Raw genomic sequence first — 14,784 nt, 5'->3', positions numbered from 1 at the left:
ACTGAAGCGCATGGACGAGATTCTTACCCCGGTCGCCATGTTCGACCCGGCCATCACCGCCGAAGCCTCGCCGCAGACACGCCCGTGAAGTGACGCTGATGCAGGCCTACCGGCCGATGGACTGCTGGGGGAGGCCGAGGTCCAGCAGCCGGGGCATTGCCGCCGCCCGGCCCGACGCTGGCGGGAACACGGCCACCGGACCGCTGTCGCGATCACCATTACGCCTTCCCTGCATCATGGCCCTTCCCACGAGAACCGGACGGCATGAACTGTCCTCCAGGGGACTGCGCAAGTCCGCCCCGGGGCCGGTCACCGGCTGCCTGCTTCATTCGGCGGTGCGCAGGTCCTCGCGAGGGCGGCGCACCGCCGACGTGTCAGCACTACCAGTGCGCGGGCTCCGCCGTCGGCTGCCAGCACGGTCGCAGCCGCCCTGGTGTTTGGAGCGGTCAGGTGGTCAAACGTGGAGGGTCTCGTAGGTGGGCACGGTGTCTTCCGGGCAGCACGACGAAGCTCCCAGCGGGCGCCGGGGATGAGGGATGGTCGGGTGGGGGAGCGGTGGTCCTGGAGGTCGGCGGGTGGTGTTGACGGGCGTTTGTGGTGGGGTGAGGGAAGGGACCGGAGGGCGTTGACGCTGGCTGCTGAGGTTTTCGGCCCAGGGTGACGGTGATCTCGCTGGTGGGTGTATATCCCAGTGTCATGCAGTATCCCGATGGGGGCGGTCTGACCGCGAAGCAGCGGGCTCAGCGGGAGCAAGTGCGGTTCGAGGCCGCCGAGTCATTCGCGCAAGGGGTGACGCCGACGCAGGTCGCACGGCGATTACAGGTCCCCCGCAAGTCCGCCTATGCCTGGCACGCCCGCTGGCGGGAGGTCGGCGTGGAGGCGCTGCGGTCCAAGGGGCCGTCCGGGCGGCCATCCCGGATGAAGCCCGACTGGCGGGAGTGGTTGGCCGGCGAGCCGAGCGCGCCGCCGGTCAGCCGGCGGGCGGGGCATCCAGCTGCCTGCCTTGGCCGGTTGCAGTGGTCGGGGCGATCAGCCCGAGACCAAGTGGCGTACAGGTATGCCAGACTGCCTTGCCTTCACGCTGGCTGACGATGAGGCGGGCCTGCCTGAGCGCCTTGGTGTGTTCGGAGGCCGAGGACTTGCTGATGTCGAGCTCACGCGCCAGGTCGGTGGTGGTGCGCTGCCGGGTCAGCAGGGCCAGGACCGCAGCGCGGGTGCGCCCGAGGAGGGCGGCTACCGGATCAGCGGTCGACGGCTCTTCCCGCAGCGTCAACGGAGTCACCGCCGGGTAGACCAGAACCGCGGGACCGTGCGGATAGACCCCGACCAACGGCCGACCGGACCAGAACGCCGAAGGCAGCAGGGTGAGGCCGCGCCCCGCGAGGTGAACGTCGCGGTCCTCGGAGGAGTCGATCTCCAGGACGGATCCGCTCAGGCGCAAGCCGTGGGTGAGGCCGGTCAGCATCGTCCGGATCCCGTCCCGGGCGAGGATCTGTGCGCGCCATGCCCGCTCGGCTTCGAAGCCGGAGGTGATCCGGTCCCAGACGGGGGCCAGAAGACCGGCATACCCGGCCCGTACGGAGCCCTGAAGGACCTGCCAGGCGTCGTGGTCCCGTTGGGCAAGGTGGGTTGTCCACAAGGTCAGCGGACGGCCGGCCGCACACACGCGCTTCAGGTCGGCTCGTACGAAGTCGGCGGAGCTCGACAGGACCTGATCCAGGCCGTCGTCGATTCCCCGGCTGAGAGGATCAAGGAACAACGGGCCCTTTCCCGTCGGAGGTACGAGCTCCAGCAGGGGGCGTGCAGCACGCGGGAAGGTCTGCAGCGTGCGCTGTCGCCATCGCGAGAACACCGGGTTGTCCTGCCGTTGCACCACGGCCGTGGCGAGGACCAGTTCCGTCAGGGGCGCCGGCGTCGGCGCCAAGGTGACCCGCAGCAGGTCCTCCAGTGTGAAGTGCACACGCAGCATCGAAGTCCCCCATGTCGGCAACGGCTGAAGTTGGGGCCAGACCCCATCTTCACTCAGTGCTGAACCGGATCGGAGCTGCATTGTTCGGACAGGGCCGAACTGATTGCGGCGCTGGAGGCGGACTGCCGACCATGAAGCTGTAGTAAGCATGTCGAGTCTCGCCCGCTGCATGAGGGACACGGAAGGCTCAGATCAGACACCCGTGGGCTGGGAGCACAGAGGTGGCAGCACTGACGCATCGGATGTTCGCACCGTCCGCCCTGCTGACTAGGGCACGCTCAAGGGGAGAGACACATGCGCACAGCACGCACCGACCGGCGCCTCGCCCCACTGGGCCGGCGGCACCCTGCTACTCGTCTCGCTGGTGGCCCGCCGGCACCCTGCTCTTCGCCTCGCTGGTGGCCGGCACGGCCCAGGCCGTGCCCACTGCGGAACCATAGTCGGGGCGGATCGGCGCCGTGGATGTGCTCACGCCCTGGTCTTCTCCATCGCGCTCGCGATGCCGCCAGTGACGAACGTGAACGGTGCTTCCCCAGGAACTCCCACTCCGTCGGCATGCTGTGCGCCACTCAGAAGACGTGATCGCCGGCGTCGGTCGGCCGGACCAGCCGTTAACCAGGTCGAACAGGTGTCGCCCGATTCTTCACACACCAGCGGTAATCGGGCGCGCAAAAACTGAGAGTACCTGTTCCTGCGTCGGCCCGCCGTAACCCCGCGGGCCGAGCGTCCTGTCGCACCGAGTGGGGCCGCACCTGCTGTGAAATTGTCCAATCGTCCAAGCTGGCATAAGAGTTGCGCGCCCTGCGCCACGCTTTTCATGCCGATCGACACGCTCATGAGGGTCCGCGTCGCGGGATGCGGACAGAAGGGGAGACGATCGTGATCAAGCACCTCAGGATGCTTGCTGCCTGTGGAGTGACCGCGTTGCTGGCACTCACGGCCGCGCCGGCATCGGCCGTGTCGGCAGATGCCGGATCGGCAGCGGCCAGCCCGAACAGGTGCGTGGGGGGACCTGCCAAGTACCGCGAGGATTTGACGAGCACCTACTACCTGGACGCCTCCGGAAGTGGCGGCAAGGGTACCCACGTGATCAGCTGGGACCGCAACGGCGGCGCCAACCAGAGCTGGTGCCTGGAACATGTCGCTGGAGCCCCGAGCGACTACTTCTACATCCACCCAAGCTACAACCTGAGCCTGTGCATGGACATCCCCGGAGGGAACCTCCAGGAAGGCACGCAGATCATCCTCTGGTCGTGCAATGGCCGGTGGAACCAGCGGTTCGGTGTGTCGAGCCCGGCGGGCGACTCAACTTACTTCATCGAGTCGATCTTGGCCCCCAACGGACACAGGATCTTCGTCAGTTACGCGGGGCGCGGGAACTACGTCCAACTGAGCTTCGACGGCAACACGTGGAAGCGCCGCTACTGAGGTTTTCGGCCGAGGGTGATGGTGATCTCGCTGGTGGGTGTATCCCGGTCATGCGGTATCCCGATGGGGGCGGTCTGACCGCGAAGCAGCGGGCTCAGCGGGAGCAAGCGCGGTTCGAGGCCGCCGAGTTATTCGCGCAAGGGATGACGCGGACGCAGGTCGCACGGCGATTACGGGTCTACCGACAACCCTTGCGTCCACGAGTCCCGGCGGATCAGCAGGAACAGCTCTTCCTTCGCGGACGCCACCCGGCATCGCCCCCTCACGGAGACCTACGCCAAGCGTCCCAGCCGCATCCGCTGGGTGGGGCCAACTCAAGGGTCTGGCACAAGTCCCGGAACCTGTGCCAGACCCCATTTAAGACCGTTACTGTAACGCCACTTGTGCCCGGGACGAGACGCAATCGGTGATGCCGCTGGCGGATCGAGTCGGAGTTCTCGACGCCGCTCCGCTGCTACGGTCTCGCGTATGACACTCTCGGTCTCCACGGCTCGGACTGTTGATCTACGAGTGCAGCCGGTCGACGAGGTTCTCGACCGCGTCGCTCGGTCTCTCCAGGTGCGTTTCCTCCAGGAAACGGTGGTGCGCAAGCGCCGGTCGGTAGGAGCCCGAACAGCCCGCGATACCTGGGTCCGCGTCGAGCGGCGATCGCTCGACAAGATCACCGATCAGGGATGGAACGGCGCCGAGTGCGCCGCCCGTCTGGAGGAGGTCGCCCAGCCGGCATGGCACGGATGCGTGGTCTGGCGGGACATGGACGAGCCGGTGATGTGGCGGGCCGATGAGACGGACCTCCTGCCGGGCACTCCGGTCGGGAGCGCCATCTTGAGTGATGCCCCGGAACTTCCCGACGAGTGGTGGAAGGGGTTGAACGCCTCGCTGGACGCGCTGACGGCTCACACGACCAAGCGGGTCGCCACGCCCGACACCGACACCATCACTCAGGAACTGGTCACCGAGTCCATCCGACGCGTCTTCTCCGGCGACTTCGACACGACCGTCCAGCGCTGGGTGCCAGCTCACGCCGACCTGAACTGGGCCAACGTGACCGCTCCGGCGTTCAGCCTCTACGACTGGGAGGACTGGGGGAACGCACCGCAGGGACTGGACTCCGCCTCACTGTGGGCGAGCTCGCTTGCCGTCCCGGCTCTGGCCGATCGCGTCTGGCGGGAACGTCGGCGCGACTTCGAGAGTCGGGACGGCAAGCTGATGACGCTGTTCGTCTGCTCGAAGATCCTCGGCCCGCACGCGCACCCACAGGACCCTCGGCTCGCACCCGCGCGGCGCACGGCCGAACAGGTTATTGAGGTGCTTCACACGGCCTGATCACGCGAGCGATCCTGGAGGAGCTTCCGGTACTCCTGGACCGTCCGCTCCTCAACCTCGCTGGTCAAGGCGGCGACGAGCTCGCTCAAATGGGCCGGTTCGTCGGTGCTCACAGCGATGGAGCCGACCCCTGGGAGGCGATAGGCGGCTCTGAACGCCGCCTGCACGCGGGAGAACCGACGATCGTCCCGGAGGAAGACGCGTGGGTCGAATCTGTCCCACACCGGGGCGCTGGTGCTGCCTCCGAAAGGGCTCATCCCCCACACCTCGCCTCGGCGCAGATCCCACGCTTTGACGAGAGCATCTGCCGCGTCCAGGGTTCTGGCTCCGACGAGCAAGCCGGCGCGGACCATGAGGACCGATGGTTTCGGCACGGTCGCGTCGACCAGGCTCAGCAGCGGTATCGGGTCCCAGGACGCGACGCCCCAGGCAGCGCACAGCCCCCTCGCTGTGGCGTCGTCCAGGGCTGCACACGCCGCTGCCAGCAGCTCCTGGTTGCGCGGGACGGCCTCGCGGAGCGAATGTTCCGGGTTGTGCAGGAACACCATGTCCGGCTCCCGGCCGAGGTCCTCGGCCGCCTGTTCCACAGCCGAGTTCAACCGCATGGGATCCAGGGAGTGCTCCGCCGCGTCGGGGCCCGGGAAGTAGCCCACCTTCGTGGAGAGAGTGAACTTCGGCAGCAGATCAACGGCTGTCCGCGCCAGGACCTGGTGCGAGCGGAAGCCGAGGTAGTTGGCGCTGGTGTCGAGTGTGGTGACGCCCAGGTCCAGCGCCCCGGTCAGGAGACGGCGTTCGTGACGAGACCGGTGTAGCCCGAGGACAACTCGGGGGTCAGGACCGCGCACAGCTCCTCCTCCACCAGGATCTCGGCGACCTCCGCCACTTCGGCCCCCACGACGGCAGCGGCCTGTTCCAGCACGACCGGCCTGCCACTCAGCAGCAGACGCAGCGCGGGCAGGGCCTTGGGCGACAGGGTGAGCTTCTTCCCCGAGGCCAAGACGTCGACGGTCTCTCCGCTCTCCTGGATCCAGGGAGGGAAGTGGGTGGTGCACACCACGGCGTCGAGCGGCCCGAGGATGCCGAGGAACGGCACGTGCCGAGGCAGTGACGTTTCCTGCTCGTACGCGCCCAGGTAGTCGGCCGGGGAGCGCTCGCCGAGCAGTGCCGTGGCGGCCTCGGTCAGAGCAGCGCTGTCGGGACCGTGCCGACGGTCCAGATCGTGCCTGAAGATCTCGCGCTCGCGGCACCAGTCGGCAAGCCAGGCGAGCCAGCCGACACCGGTGCGTTTGGTGATGCCGAACGTGACGTGGAGGCTCTTCCCCGAGCCACTGCCGGTCCGGGTCGCCTGATGCCAGTGCCCCCGGGGGATGTGCATGACGTCGCCGGTCCTCATCACGCCGGACCAGATGATCTCGTCGCTCGGGGTGTTGTTGGGGTCGGAGTCCCGGTACATGGGGACTTTGCGGGAAGCCGCGCGCACTTCCCATTCCTTCTCGCCTGCGAGCTGCACGATCACGACATCGTGGTCGTCCCAGTGCAGGGGGAAGCCGGCGGCGTCGTTCGTCGTCAGATAAGCGTTGACCTGCACACGCTCATGGGACCACCACTGCAGCGCCCGGCACGCGACCTCCATCGTCGGATCGAAGACGTTGGCCTGGTCGAGGATGAGCGTCGCGCCTTCTCGCAGGAGCCTCCCGAGGCTACGCATGTTGACCATGGGGATGCTCTGGCCCCGAGGGCTGACGCTGTCGGTGTAGTAGACGGCCGGGTGCACCTCCTCGCCCTTCTGGAAGCACCGGAACTGCGGGCGGTTCAGACTCCTGCGCATCGCGATATCGAGCAGGCGGTTGGGGGTCAGCAGGTGGGAGACGAGGGCGGGGTCGTCCATGCGTCCCCGTGCGAAGCCCTTGCCCAGCTCCTTAGCCCCGCTCCACCCAAGTGCCGTCTCGATCGCGCTGATCAACCTATGTTCCATCGCTGTGCCTCCATGGGTTCGACCACGTGATACGGACACGGCGGGGTCGGCGCGACTGGCCGCCCCGACCCCGGCCGCTTGGCGTCTACTCGCTGTCGTGCAGGTTGCCGTCGCCACCCGGCCACGGTGCGTCGCCGGAGCTTCCGGAGTTGTCGGACCGGAGGCTGTCGTACCGGTCGTGGACGGCGGTCAGCTCCTCCACCGCCACCAGGAGGCCACTACGGGCCGGAGGCGGTGCCGTGCGCTCTTCCACCTCGTACTCCTTCCTCTTCGGGTCTCCCGCCAGGGATCTGGCGGGAGGTCGTGGCCGCCCCACGGCCGTGGGAGAGACGGAATTCCGTGGGGCGGCGGTCATTGGGTGGCACGATGAGCCGCAGCACTGCGCCTGCGGCCAGGCAGCCCGGCTGCTCATCGGCAGGAGGTCCGCGTCCTGGCGCATATTGGCCTCCAGGACTCGCTGATCCAGTGCGTAAAGGCACGCGCGACAAGAGAAGAGATCCGCGTGCATACCGCTCGACTGGACCGGTCCGATCCACGTCACCTCGACATCGTCACGTCCGCACCACAACCAGCACTCGCCACGCGCCTGCCACTCATGTCGATCCCACAGCGCGTAGGCAGTGGGCTCCCCTGTCACGGGGGCGACGTCGCGGCGGGTAGGCCGGAAAACCACGTCGGGATCAGGCAGCGGAGTCGCTCGCAAGGCGTGCCGACCCATCACGCGACCGCCAAAGTGAGCGACTCGGGCTCGGCTACGACCCTGCACTTCTGTCGTAGCACGAATAGCCGGCGCAGACCGGAGGCTCGGATGGCGGGCGCCGTCACGGAGAGTGCGATCTCCGCCCATACGCGCTTTCCGCGGCCGGATGGCTCCCAGGCACACCGCGAAGCGAGGCGTCCTACTAGCGCCAGACCGCGCCCGCTCTCGTCGTCCGCCTGGGTAAAACTCGCCTGCGGAGCCGAGGGATTGTCATCGAGGACCTCGATCACCATGCGGCCGGACCGGTGGTACAGCGCGACGGTGACGGGCCCCTTCCCATGGACCACCGCGTTGGTGATCAGCTCGGACGTGACGAGACGGATGACGTCAGCCGTCTCGTCGTCCAACGGCACGCCCCACGCACGCACCTTGTCGATGACCTTGCGCCGGGCGAGGGGCACATCCCTTTCCGTACCCGCGAGGCCGAATCGATGGACGAGCGTTGGCATGGCGGACGCCTCCGAAGAACTGGAAAGCGGCTCCGCCTCCGAGGGGGAAACGGGGACGGAGCCGCCTATCTGAGGAACCGTTCCGGGAGAGGACGCCCTGAGGGGAGCGTGCCCTGCGAACGGCTGATACTCAGTCAACGGCCCCAACTGACAGGGCGGAACGTTTCTAGGGGGTTCCTCGTGGGGACGCGCCCTCCCCGTATGCGGACACGCGAAGTAGCCTCGCCATGAGGGGATGAGGGAGTGATGACGTGCCTGGTGACCCGTTAGCAGCCCACCCGCTGAGCTTCCTCCGCCAGACGCGTGGATGGGGGAAGGCCGAGTTCGCCCGACTCATGCAGGCGCACGGGAGGTCACTCGGAATTCCGCTCGCGACCAATCGGACGACCGTGTGGAAGTGGGAGCAGGGCCAGGAGCCGGACGCGGACGCCCAGCGCGTACTCGCCGATCTACTGCGCGTCCCGTACGAACAGGTACGGGAGGAAGGGTGGCCCCGGTGGCTTCCGGCCTGGGAGGTGACGGGGCTCACCGCCCCGTGGACCGAAGCCGGTACCGTTGAGGCGTTGTCCGAACTCGTGGGGAGTGGCCGCATGGACCGCCGGGGCTTTCTCACCATCACCGGCACCGCCTTGACGGGCCTCGCGGCGAGTTGGGTGGACGCTCCCTCCGCCTTCGCCTCAGCCCTCAACGGAGACCGGGTCACGGACACGATGGTCTCGACGATCGAGCAGCGCATCAGCACGCTCCGCACCCTCGACGACCAGCTCGGAGGCGCCAGGCTCCTGGAGCAGGCACGCGGTGATCTCTCCCTGGTCACCGGTCTTCTGAGCGCCGGCAGGTACACGGAGAACATCCGAATCCGCCTCTACGCCCTTGCGGCCCGGGTGTCGCACCTGACCGGCTGGATGGCCTACGACGCAGGGTTGCGGTCCGCCGGCCAGCGGTACTACGTCGGGGCCCTGCGCAGCGCCCGTACCGCTGGGGACGATGCCTTCGGCGCCTTCATCCTCGCGGAGATGGGCGTTCACGTCTCCGAGGCCGGAAGGACCGCCGAGCGCGTCGACCTCATCTCGACCGCCATCGACAATGCCCCTCGAACGCTGGCGCCTTACACGCAGTCCTTCCTCTACCTGCACAAGGCCGAGGCACTGTCGCGCGACGGCGACTACCAGAAAGCCGGAACGGCGCTCAACCGCGCCGTGTCCCTCTGGGAGCACCACACGGCAGAGGAGAAGCCGGACTGGCTCGAATGGTTCGGCGAGGCCCAACTGAAGTCGACCGAGGGTAAAGTCCTGCTGCGGTCAGGGCAGGTGGAGCGCGCGACGGGTGCCCTGGAGACCTCCGTGAAGAGCGCGGCTCCTCGGGACAAGGCCGTACGCTCCAGCCGCCTGGCGGAAGCCCGGCTCGCCGGTGGCGACCTTGAGGGGGCAATGGACGCCGCGAACTACGGCGCCGGACTCCTGGAGAGCAGTGTCAGCTCCGTACGGGCTCTGGACCGCTTGAAGGAGTTCTCCGCACGGCTCGAACCACGCAAGTCCGTCCCCGCTGTCCGTGAGTTCCGCGAGCGGCTTCAAGCACTGCCCGTCTCGACCTGACAGCCACCGGCCTCGAATGAGCAGGTGGTCCCAGTGCCAGGATGGACGGCATGACGACGATCGACGGTGAGGTCGCGGCTGGGTTCGAACCGGTGCGTGAGACGTTCGCGGCGAACTTCTCCCAACACGGGGACATCGGTGCGGCAGTGTGTGTGTACCAGTACGGCCGACCAGTGGTGGATCTGTGGGGTGGCGTCGCCGACCCCGAGACCGGTCGGCCGTGGACGCGGGACACGCTGCAACTCGTCTACTCGGCTACCAAGGGAGCGACCGCGACCTCGGCGCACATGCTGGCCCAGCGCGGGGCGCTGGACCTTGACGCGCCGGTGGCCAAGTACTGGCCGGAGTTCGCCGCGAACGGCAAGGCGGACATCCCGGTGCGCTGGCTCCTGTCCCACCAGGCCGGCTTGATCGCACTGGATCAATCGGTACCGCTGCACGAGGCGCTGGCCTGGCATCCGATGGCGGCCGCACTGGCAGCTCAGCGCCCTCTGTGGGCTCCGGGCACGGCGCACGGGTATCACGGTCGGACCTGGGGCTGGCTCGTTGGCGAAGTGATCCGCCGGGCGTCCGGCCAAACGCCCGGCCGCTTCTTCGCCGACGAGATTGCCGCCCCCCTCGGGCTGGACTTCTTCATCGGACTGCCTTCGAGTGAGCGCGACCGGGTCAGCCGCATGGTGTACCAGCGGCCAGAGGTCGACCTCACCACCGTGCCTGCCGAGTCGATTCCCGAGGAACTGCGCGAACTGGTCGCCGCTTGGCGCGACCCGAACTCATTCAGCAACAGGGCGTACGCGGTCACCGATCCCGCCGAGATCGACTTCGACTCGCCCAAGGTGCAGGCCGCGGAACTCCCCGCCTCCAACGGCATCGGTACCGCACACGCCCTTGCGCGCATGTACGCCGCGCTGATCGGCGAGGTGGACGGAGTGCGCCTGCTCACCCCGGCCGCCCTGGCGTCGGCGACCAAGGAGCAGGCCGGCGGGAAGGACCAGGTGATGCTGATCCCGAGCCGATTCAGCTCCGGGTACATGCTGCCTACCGAGAGCAACCCCATGACCGGCCCGAACGCGTTCGGCCACACAGGCAGAGGCGGCTCACTCGGCTTCGCCGACCCGGAACACGGCATCGCCTTCGGCTACGCGATGAACCACATCATCGGGGGACCCGACGATGCACGTGCGACCTCGTTGGTGGAGGCAGTGCGAAGGGCGTCGGCATAGCTGGCTGTTTCCTGGGGAATCAGGTTCTGCCCCCGCACGCAGTGCGTGCTCCTCTTGTGGACGGGCACGACACCATGACCGCGATGTCGGTGCAGCACACGAGGCACTCGACGGATCGAACGAAGACAGCTTGAGCAGCACTGCTGCATCCGCTGCCCGACCGGGCCCAGACGACCAAGCCGCACCTCGGCAAGGTCCGGAAAGCTGCGGCCAACTCCTTCGACGCGTCGCCTCGGTGAGCCCCGGCGTACGAGGCGCTGTCCGCCTCGCTGATCGGGGTGGACCAGGACACATCGGCGACCTCCCCCCACAGCGAGTGCCTTCACGAGCGTGTCGCCGACGTCCCGGCGGCGTCCGTGTGGATCTCGGCCAGCGCCGACGCGCTGTTGCGGTGCATCTGCTCGTCAGCGACTGAGGGTTGGGTTCGGAGCGAAGCAGGCGGTGCGGGTGTGGCGCCCGTCGTGGCCGGATGTGCTGATCCAAGCTTCGGCGTAGACACAGCCACTGCGGGTGGACAGGACGTTTCCCCAAGAGCCCAGAGCTGCGTCGCCGCGGAACTGGGAGGGGGCGGAGGCATTGTCTGCGGGACGTCTGGCCACTATGTGGCTGGTCCACTGTCTGGAGTTCGGTCCGTTGAGGTAACCCCATGCGGCTCTGCAGGTTGGGGAGTAAACCAGGAGCAGAGTTCCGAAGGGGCGGCCGTCAGGGTAGGCGACCGGCTGCCAGTCCAACTGCTTCTCGTCGGCCTTGCATCGCGCGACGTACGGGTCGCTGCGGTCGGCTGCCGGTACCACGGTGGTCACGGCGGCCTGGTTTTTGGGTGGCTGCCCAAGGATACCGGTGAGCTCAACTCCGGCCCAGGAACCCGCCGCGAGCAAGCCGACAACAGCAGCCGCCAAGGCGTGTGTTCGTCTGAGTCGGCGCACCGGCTTCGGGGTGCTGCCTTCAGAGACGCTCGTCAGCGCGCTCGGGTCAGAGTGCCGCGCACTGGCACTCGTTGACGCCACCTTGCTTTGGCTCTGATCCTCTACGGCCAGTTTGGCGGCTGCCCACTGCTGTTCTGCCTGGTTCTCGTCAGCCCCACAGGCGCCCGCGAACGCGCGAGCCACCTCTGCCGAGGGAAGCTGCTTGCCCGCGGCAGCACGGGACAGGACCGAGGCTGAATAGTGGCTGCGCGCGGCCATCTGCCGGTAGGTCGGTGTTCCGGCATCGGCACGCACTTTCCGCAGGTAGCAGGCGAAGTCCTCCACTGGTCCCTGACCTGGGGTGATGCTGTTCTCCGGACGTCCCACGCTGCATGCCTCCGTTGATGCGTTGATTCGTCATCTGCCTGCAACAACGCGATGATGCCCGGCCTCCGGGTGGGCGGTCTACAAAGGATCTGCAACGCCCGCTTGGCGGAGCACTATTGCTCCGACTCCCCCCGTCCACGACTTTTTGGAGTGCTTATGCGCGCTGCGCTCCGCGCGCTGATCTGCGCTGCCGCCCTATGCAGTGCAGGAGCTGTCGCCCCGGCGCCGGCCGATGCCGCCCCTGCTACCCCGCCCGTGGTGTCCCCTCAGTACCTCACACCCCCCATCAGCGGTCAGGTCATTGCGCAAGCCGGCCTGGCCGTCCGCTACGACTACGCGTCGGATACGAGTGTTCCTTTCACCTACGACGAGGCGCCGTCCCAGTACTACCTGCCCTATGGCACTTCCGTGTCCGTGTACTGCTGGGTCCTCGGCCCCGACGTCACGGGTCCCTACGGCACAACGAACGCTTGGGACATGATCGAAAAATTTGGGCAGGGCCACCGCACGGTCGCGAGTGACGCGTGGATCTACACCGGCGGCGACGTTCGCAACCAGTTGGCCCGGTGTTGAACGCGCACCTACGTCAGCCACAGCGTTCAGCCCCCAGCACATCCACTGCTCGTTTCCCTTCGGGCCGAGCGAGCAAATGCCACTCTGAGAGGGAGAACACCATGAATGCTCACCCGCGGCGGCGCGCCGCAGCCATCGCCGCAGCCGCACTGATCACTGCAGGTTTTTGGGTCGCTGGCCAGACTCCGTCCCAGGCCGCCGCCCCTCACGCCACGCAGATCACCATACCCGAGCACATCAACCCCTCAACCGCCACACGACCCGCAGGTAGTGCGTTGCCGGCCAGCGGAACCTGCTACTGGAGGGTGATCAGCGAAGGCGGATGGTACGGCGGCACGGCCGCCTCACCGTACGACCTCTGGGAGGACCTGCAGGTCCTGGCTATGTACGACGGTTCTGGCAACTACTGCGGTCGCGTCTCGGATCACGTGTGCGCCACCCCCCAGAACGCCGACTACTACGGCGGCCTGACCATCCAGAACTGGTGGTATGCCGACGGCGTCTACCAGAACTCCAGAGTCGACCGCTTCTACCCCAGCAGCGGCCAGACAGTCTGCAGCTACAGCGGCTCCTACCTGGCCAGCCACTCGACTGTCATCGACGGAGAGTTCGCGACATGGAACGGAGTGCAGGTCGGCCTCCACTCCATCGGCGGCACCCCCTGAACAGGAGTCTCGAGCGGTATCACTGCCATCCTCGACACCCTGGTGACGGCCTCGAGCAGTAGGGCGTGGTCGGATTCATCCCCCACGCCCGCGTTCCGCCTGCACTGAGCGGATTCCGTTGGCCGCCGCGGTGCGGCCCCTCGTCTTCGAGAGCGGTGCATCGCAAGCGGCAGAGCCGCCCCCATGACCCGCCGGTGCCGCGGAGCGGAAGACGCCGTCTTGTATTGTTCCAGCGCTGACGCCAGCCGACGGCTGTACTTGGGGCCCCAGTTCGCAGACGCGTGAGGGTGAAGTCGCTGTCGTTGACGAAAGAGGCCGTCCCGGACAGGGGACGGCCTCTGCACTGTCACCCGACGATGCGGCCGACCAGCGGTCGCCATCGGACACCTCAAGCGCCCCGTCGCTGTCAGCCGCCTGCGGCTCAGGAGCAATCCTTCCGCGACCGAGCAACCGCCGCCCGCCGCCTAGCGGCACACGAGCCGGGCGCTGCCTGACCGACCGCTGAGACCCCCCGTCCGCCACCCGACCGGGGGTTTTCTCATGCCTGCCGCACCACGGTTCGCGAGTGCGTAACCTGTGGCCATGCCGAAGGAGACGCCGGAAGCGAAGCGGGCCCGGAAGGCTGCGGCGAAGGCTGCGGCCCGCGAGCGTGCAGCCCGCATCATGGCGGGCTTGGTGCAGTCGCCCCGGTCGCAGCCGCGGCGCTCGCCGTGGGTCAAGGTGGTGCAGGCGCAGCCCGAGAATCCTGCGCGGGCGCTGATCCCGCCAAGGGACACACCGCTGCCCGAACGCGACCGCGAGCACTACGCCGACAACGCCCCCGTGGCGTGGGTCAAGCCAAACGCGTAGGTCATCCCTGCCGCGTGCCAGGTACTCATCCCGGCCGGCGGCGACCCCCGATACCGTCGCCGCTGAACCGAACGACAAGGGGGAACATATGCGTAGCAAATGGGGATGGGCCGCACTGGGAGCAGTCGTAGCTGTCGGCCAACTCGTCGTAAACGCACGGCCGCGTGCCGTCGACGAGGCAGACGGGGAGGTCATCCGCAGATTCCGCGACGACCCGGGCAGCTTCGGCACCCACTGGAACAGCGGCTCCGGCGGGTACCGGGCGTGCGGCCACAAAGCGTGCAGCAAGAAAGCGAAGGATTTCATCACGAGTCACGACTGCTGCGGCCGGTGCCAGATCGCGAACTACCGGGACTGCGCGGGCAAAGCGATGCGCGACTACGACGGGCCGGGCAGCTTCTACCACGACTTCCAGGACGGGATCATGCAGCCGGGCGTGTGTACCGTCTGCGGTGAACCGCAGGAAGCGCACTGACCCGAAGCGATCCGATTCCAGCGGATCACACATCCACTGACACGCGCGTATCCGCTGGTCAGTGATGGCTCGAGAACAAGTTGCGTACGAGGGGTACCCGTCGGCGGGTGCCCCTCACTCCTGCACGTGGTCGCCCGCGCAATCCGGGCAGGCGTACACCTCGGTATCGAGGACATGAGCACCGATCCGGCCGCGGGAGATGCCC

Annotated in this window: 16 protein-coding genes; 9 read left to right on the top strand and 7 right to left on the bottom strand. The window is 67.6% G+C overall.

Annotated elements, in window-relative coordinates; all coding sequences use genetic code 11:
• The first annotated feature begins 696 nt into the window (after positions 1-696).
• Positions 697-1,089 (top strand): helix-turn-helix domain-containing protein, encoded by a 393-nt coding sequence (locus ACFYX0_RS43290; RefSeq protein ID WP_311700349.1) that lies wholly within the window; start codon positions 697-699, stop codon positions 1,087-1,089.
• Here the strand turns inward: ACFYX0_RS43290 and ACFYX0_RS43285 are convergent.
• Complete coding sequence (locus ACFYX0_RS43285; protein ID WP_311700325.1) at positions 971-1,960, bottom strand: ArsR family transcriptional regulator; 990 nt, start codon at positions 1,958-1,960, stop codon at positions 971-973. The two genes, ACFYX0_RS43290 and ACFYX0_RS43285, sit on opposite strands and share 119 nt — an antisense overlap.
• A gap of 358 nt (positions 1,961-2,318) precedes the next feature.
• Positions 2,319-2,441: a hypothetical protein gene (locus ACFYX0_RS43280; RefSeq protein WP_311700323.1), complete on the bottom strand. Its 123-nt coding sequence runs from the start codon at positions 2,439-2,441 to the stop codon at positions 2,319-2,321.
• A gap of 407 nt (positions 2,442-2,848) precedes the next feature.
• On the opposite strand from ACFYX0_RS43280, the gene ACFYX0_RS43275 reads away from it, so the two are divergent.
• Both ACFYX0_RS43275 and ACFYX0_RS43270 read left to right on the top strand, forming a co-directional pair.
• Positions 2,849-3,397 (top strand): RICIN domain-containing protein, encoded by a 549-nt coding sequence (locus ACFYX0_RS43275; RefSeq protein WP_355924856.1) that lies wholly within the window; start codon positions 2,849-2,851, stop codon positions 3,395-3,397.
• A gap of 468 nt (positions 3,398-3,865) precedes the next feature.
• Complete coding sequence (locus tag ACFYX0_RS43270; RefSeq protein ID WP_355924854.1) at positions 3,866-4,723, top strand: hypothetical protein; 858 nt, start codon at positions 3,866-3,868, stop codon at positions 4,721-4,723.
• Here ACFYX0_RS43270 and ACFYX0_RS43265 read toward each other — a convergent pair.
• From ACFYX0_RS43265 to ACFYX0_RS43250, 4 genes are all read right to left on the bottom strand, one after another.
• Positions 4,711-5,568, bottom strand: a complete 858-nt coding sequence (locus ACFYX0_RS43265; RefSeq protein WP_355924852.1) for an aldo/keto reductase — start codon at positions 5,566-5,568, stop codon at positions 4,711-4,713. The two genes, ACFYX0_RS43270 and ACFYX0_RS43265, sit on opposite strands and share 13 nt — an antisense overlap.
• Positions 5,502-6,698, bottom strand: coding sequence for a JmjC domain-containing protein (locus ACFYX0_RS43260; protein WP_355924850.1), 1,197 nt, complete (start codon positions 6,696-6,698; stop codon positions 5,502-5,504). The genes ACFYX0_RS43265 and ACFYX0_RS43260 overlap by 67 nt, the downstream gene beginning before the upstream one ends.
• Before the next feature lie 85 nt (positions 6,699-6,783).
• Positions 6,784-6,951 carry a hypothetical protein gene (locus ACFYX0_RS43255; protein ID WP_355924848.1) on the bottom strand — a complete coding sequence of 56 codons (168 nt, stop codon included), beginning with the start codon at positions 6,949-6,951 and terminating at the stop codon, positions 6,784-6,786.
• Between the two features lie 464 nt (positions 6,952-7,415).
• Entirely contained in the window at positions 7,416-7,907 is a 492-nt protein-coding gene (locus ACFYX0_RS43250) for an ATP-binding protein (protein WP_355924846.1), read from the bottom strand.
• A gap of 251 nt (positions 7,908-8,158) precedes the next feature.
• On the opposite strand from ACFYX0_RS43250, the gene ACFYX0_RS43245 reads away from it, so the two are divergent.
• Together ACFYX0_RS43245 and ACFYX0_RS43240 are read left to right on the top strand one after the other, a co-directional pair.
• Positions 8,159-9,502 (top strand): transcriptional regulator, encoded by a 1,344-nt coding sequence (locus tag ACFYX0_RS43245; protein WP_388980199.1) that lies wholly within the window; start codon positions 8,159-8,161, stop codon positions 9,500-9,502.
• A gap of 50 nt (positions 9,503-9,552) precedes the next feature.
• Positions 9,553-10,725 carry a serine hydrolase domain-containing protein gene (locus ACFYX0_RS43240; protein WP_355924747.1) on the top strand — a complete coding sequence of 391 codons (1,173 nt, stop codon included), beginning with the start codon at positions 9,553-9,555 and terminating at the stop codon, positions 10,723-10,725.
• Between the two features lie 404 nt (positions 10,726-11,129).
• Here the strand turns inward: ACFYX0_RS43240 and ACFYX0_RS43235 are convergent, their stop codons facing one another.
• Positions 11,130-11,975 carry a helix-turn-helix domain-containing protein gene (locus tag ACFYX0_RS43235; protein WP_388980196.1) on the bottom strand — a complete coding sequence of 282 codons (846 nt, stop codon included), beginning with the start codon at positions 11,973-11,975 and terminating at the stop codon, positions 11,130-11,132.
• A 300-nt stretch (positions 11,976-12,275) separates the two neighbouring features.
• Here ACFYX0_RS43235 and ACFYX0_RS43230 point away from each other — a divergent pair, with 300 nt between their 5' ends.
• From ACFYX0_RS43230 to ACFYX0_RS43215, 4 genes are all read left to right on the top strand, one after another.
• Complete coding sequence (locus tag ACFYX0_RS43230; protein WP_355924743.1) at positions 12,276-12,590, top strand: hypothetical protein; 315 nt, start codon at positions 12,276-12,278, stop codon at positions 12,588-12,590.
• A 275-nt stretch (positions 12,591-12,865) separates the two neighbouring features.
• Positions 12,866-13,255, top strand: a complete 390-nt coding sequence (locus ACFYX0_RS43225; protein WP_355924741.1) for a hypothetical protein — start codon at positions 12,866-12,868, stop codon at positions 13,253-13,255.
• Between the two features lie 582 nt (positions 13,256-13,837).
• Positions 13,838-14,104 (top strand): hypothetical protein, encoded by a 267-nt coding sequence (locus tag ACFYX0_RS43220; protein WP_355924739.1) that lies wholly within the window; start codon positions 13,838-13,840, stop codon positions 14,102-14,104.
• Positions 14,105-14,192: 88 nt separating this feature from the next.
• Positions 14,193-14,579, top strand: a complete 387-nt coding sequence (locus ACFYX0_RS43215) for a hypothetical protein (protein ID WP_355924737.1) — start codon at positions 14,193-14,195, stop codon at positions 14,577-14,579.
• Positions 14,580-14,784: the final 205 nt, after the last annotated feature.

Origin of the sequence: Streptomyces sp. NPDC002573, from assembly GCF_042889625.1 — a bacterium.
Classification (GTDB): domain Bacteria; phylum Actinomycetota; class Actinomycetes; order Streptomycetales; family Streptomycetaceae; genus Streptomyces; species Streptomyces gibsoniae.
Note: the sequence above shows the minus strand (reverse complement) of the source record. Positions and strands in the feature narration are given on the sequence as shown.

Excerpts from the sequence above, each read along its gene's own strand:
- ACFYX0_RS43270 (WP_355924854.1), top strand. The coding sequence starts at position 3,866 with ATGACACTCTCGGTCTCCACGGCTCGGACTGTTGATCTACGAGTGCAG.
- ACFYX0_RS43290 (WP_311700349.1), top strand. The coding sequence starts at position 697 with ATGCAGTATCCCGATGGGGGCGGTCTGACCGCGAAGCAGCGGGCTCAG.
- ACFYX0_RS43215 (WP_355924737.1), top strand. The coding sequence starts at position 14,193 with ATGCGTAGCAAATGGGGATGGGCCGCACTGGGAGCAGTCGTAGCTGTC.
- ACFYX0_RS43240 (WP_355924747.1), top strand. The coding sequence starts at position 9,553 with ATGACGACGATCGACGGTGAGGTCGCGGCTGGGTTCGAACCGGTGCGT.
- ACFYX0_RS43260 (WP_355924850.1), bottom strand. The coding sequence starts at position 6,698 with ATGGAACATAGGTTGATCAGCGCGATCGAGACGGCACTTGGGTGGAGC.
- ACFYX0_RS43250 (WP_355924846.1), bottom strand. The coding sequence starts at position 7,907 with ATGCCAACGCTCGTCCATCGATTCGGCCTCGCGGGTACGGAAAGGGAT.
- ACFYX0_RS43220 (WP_355924739.1), top strand. The coding sequence starts at position 13,838 with ATGCCGAAGGAGACGCCGGAAGCGAAGCGGGCCCGGAAGGCTGCGGCG.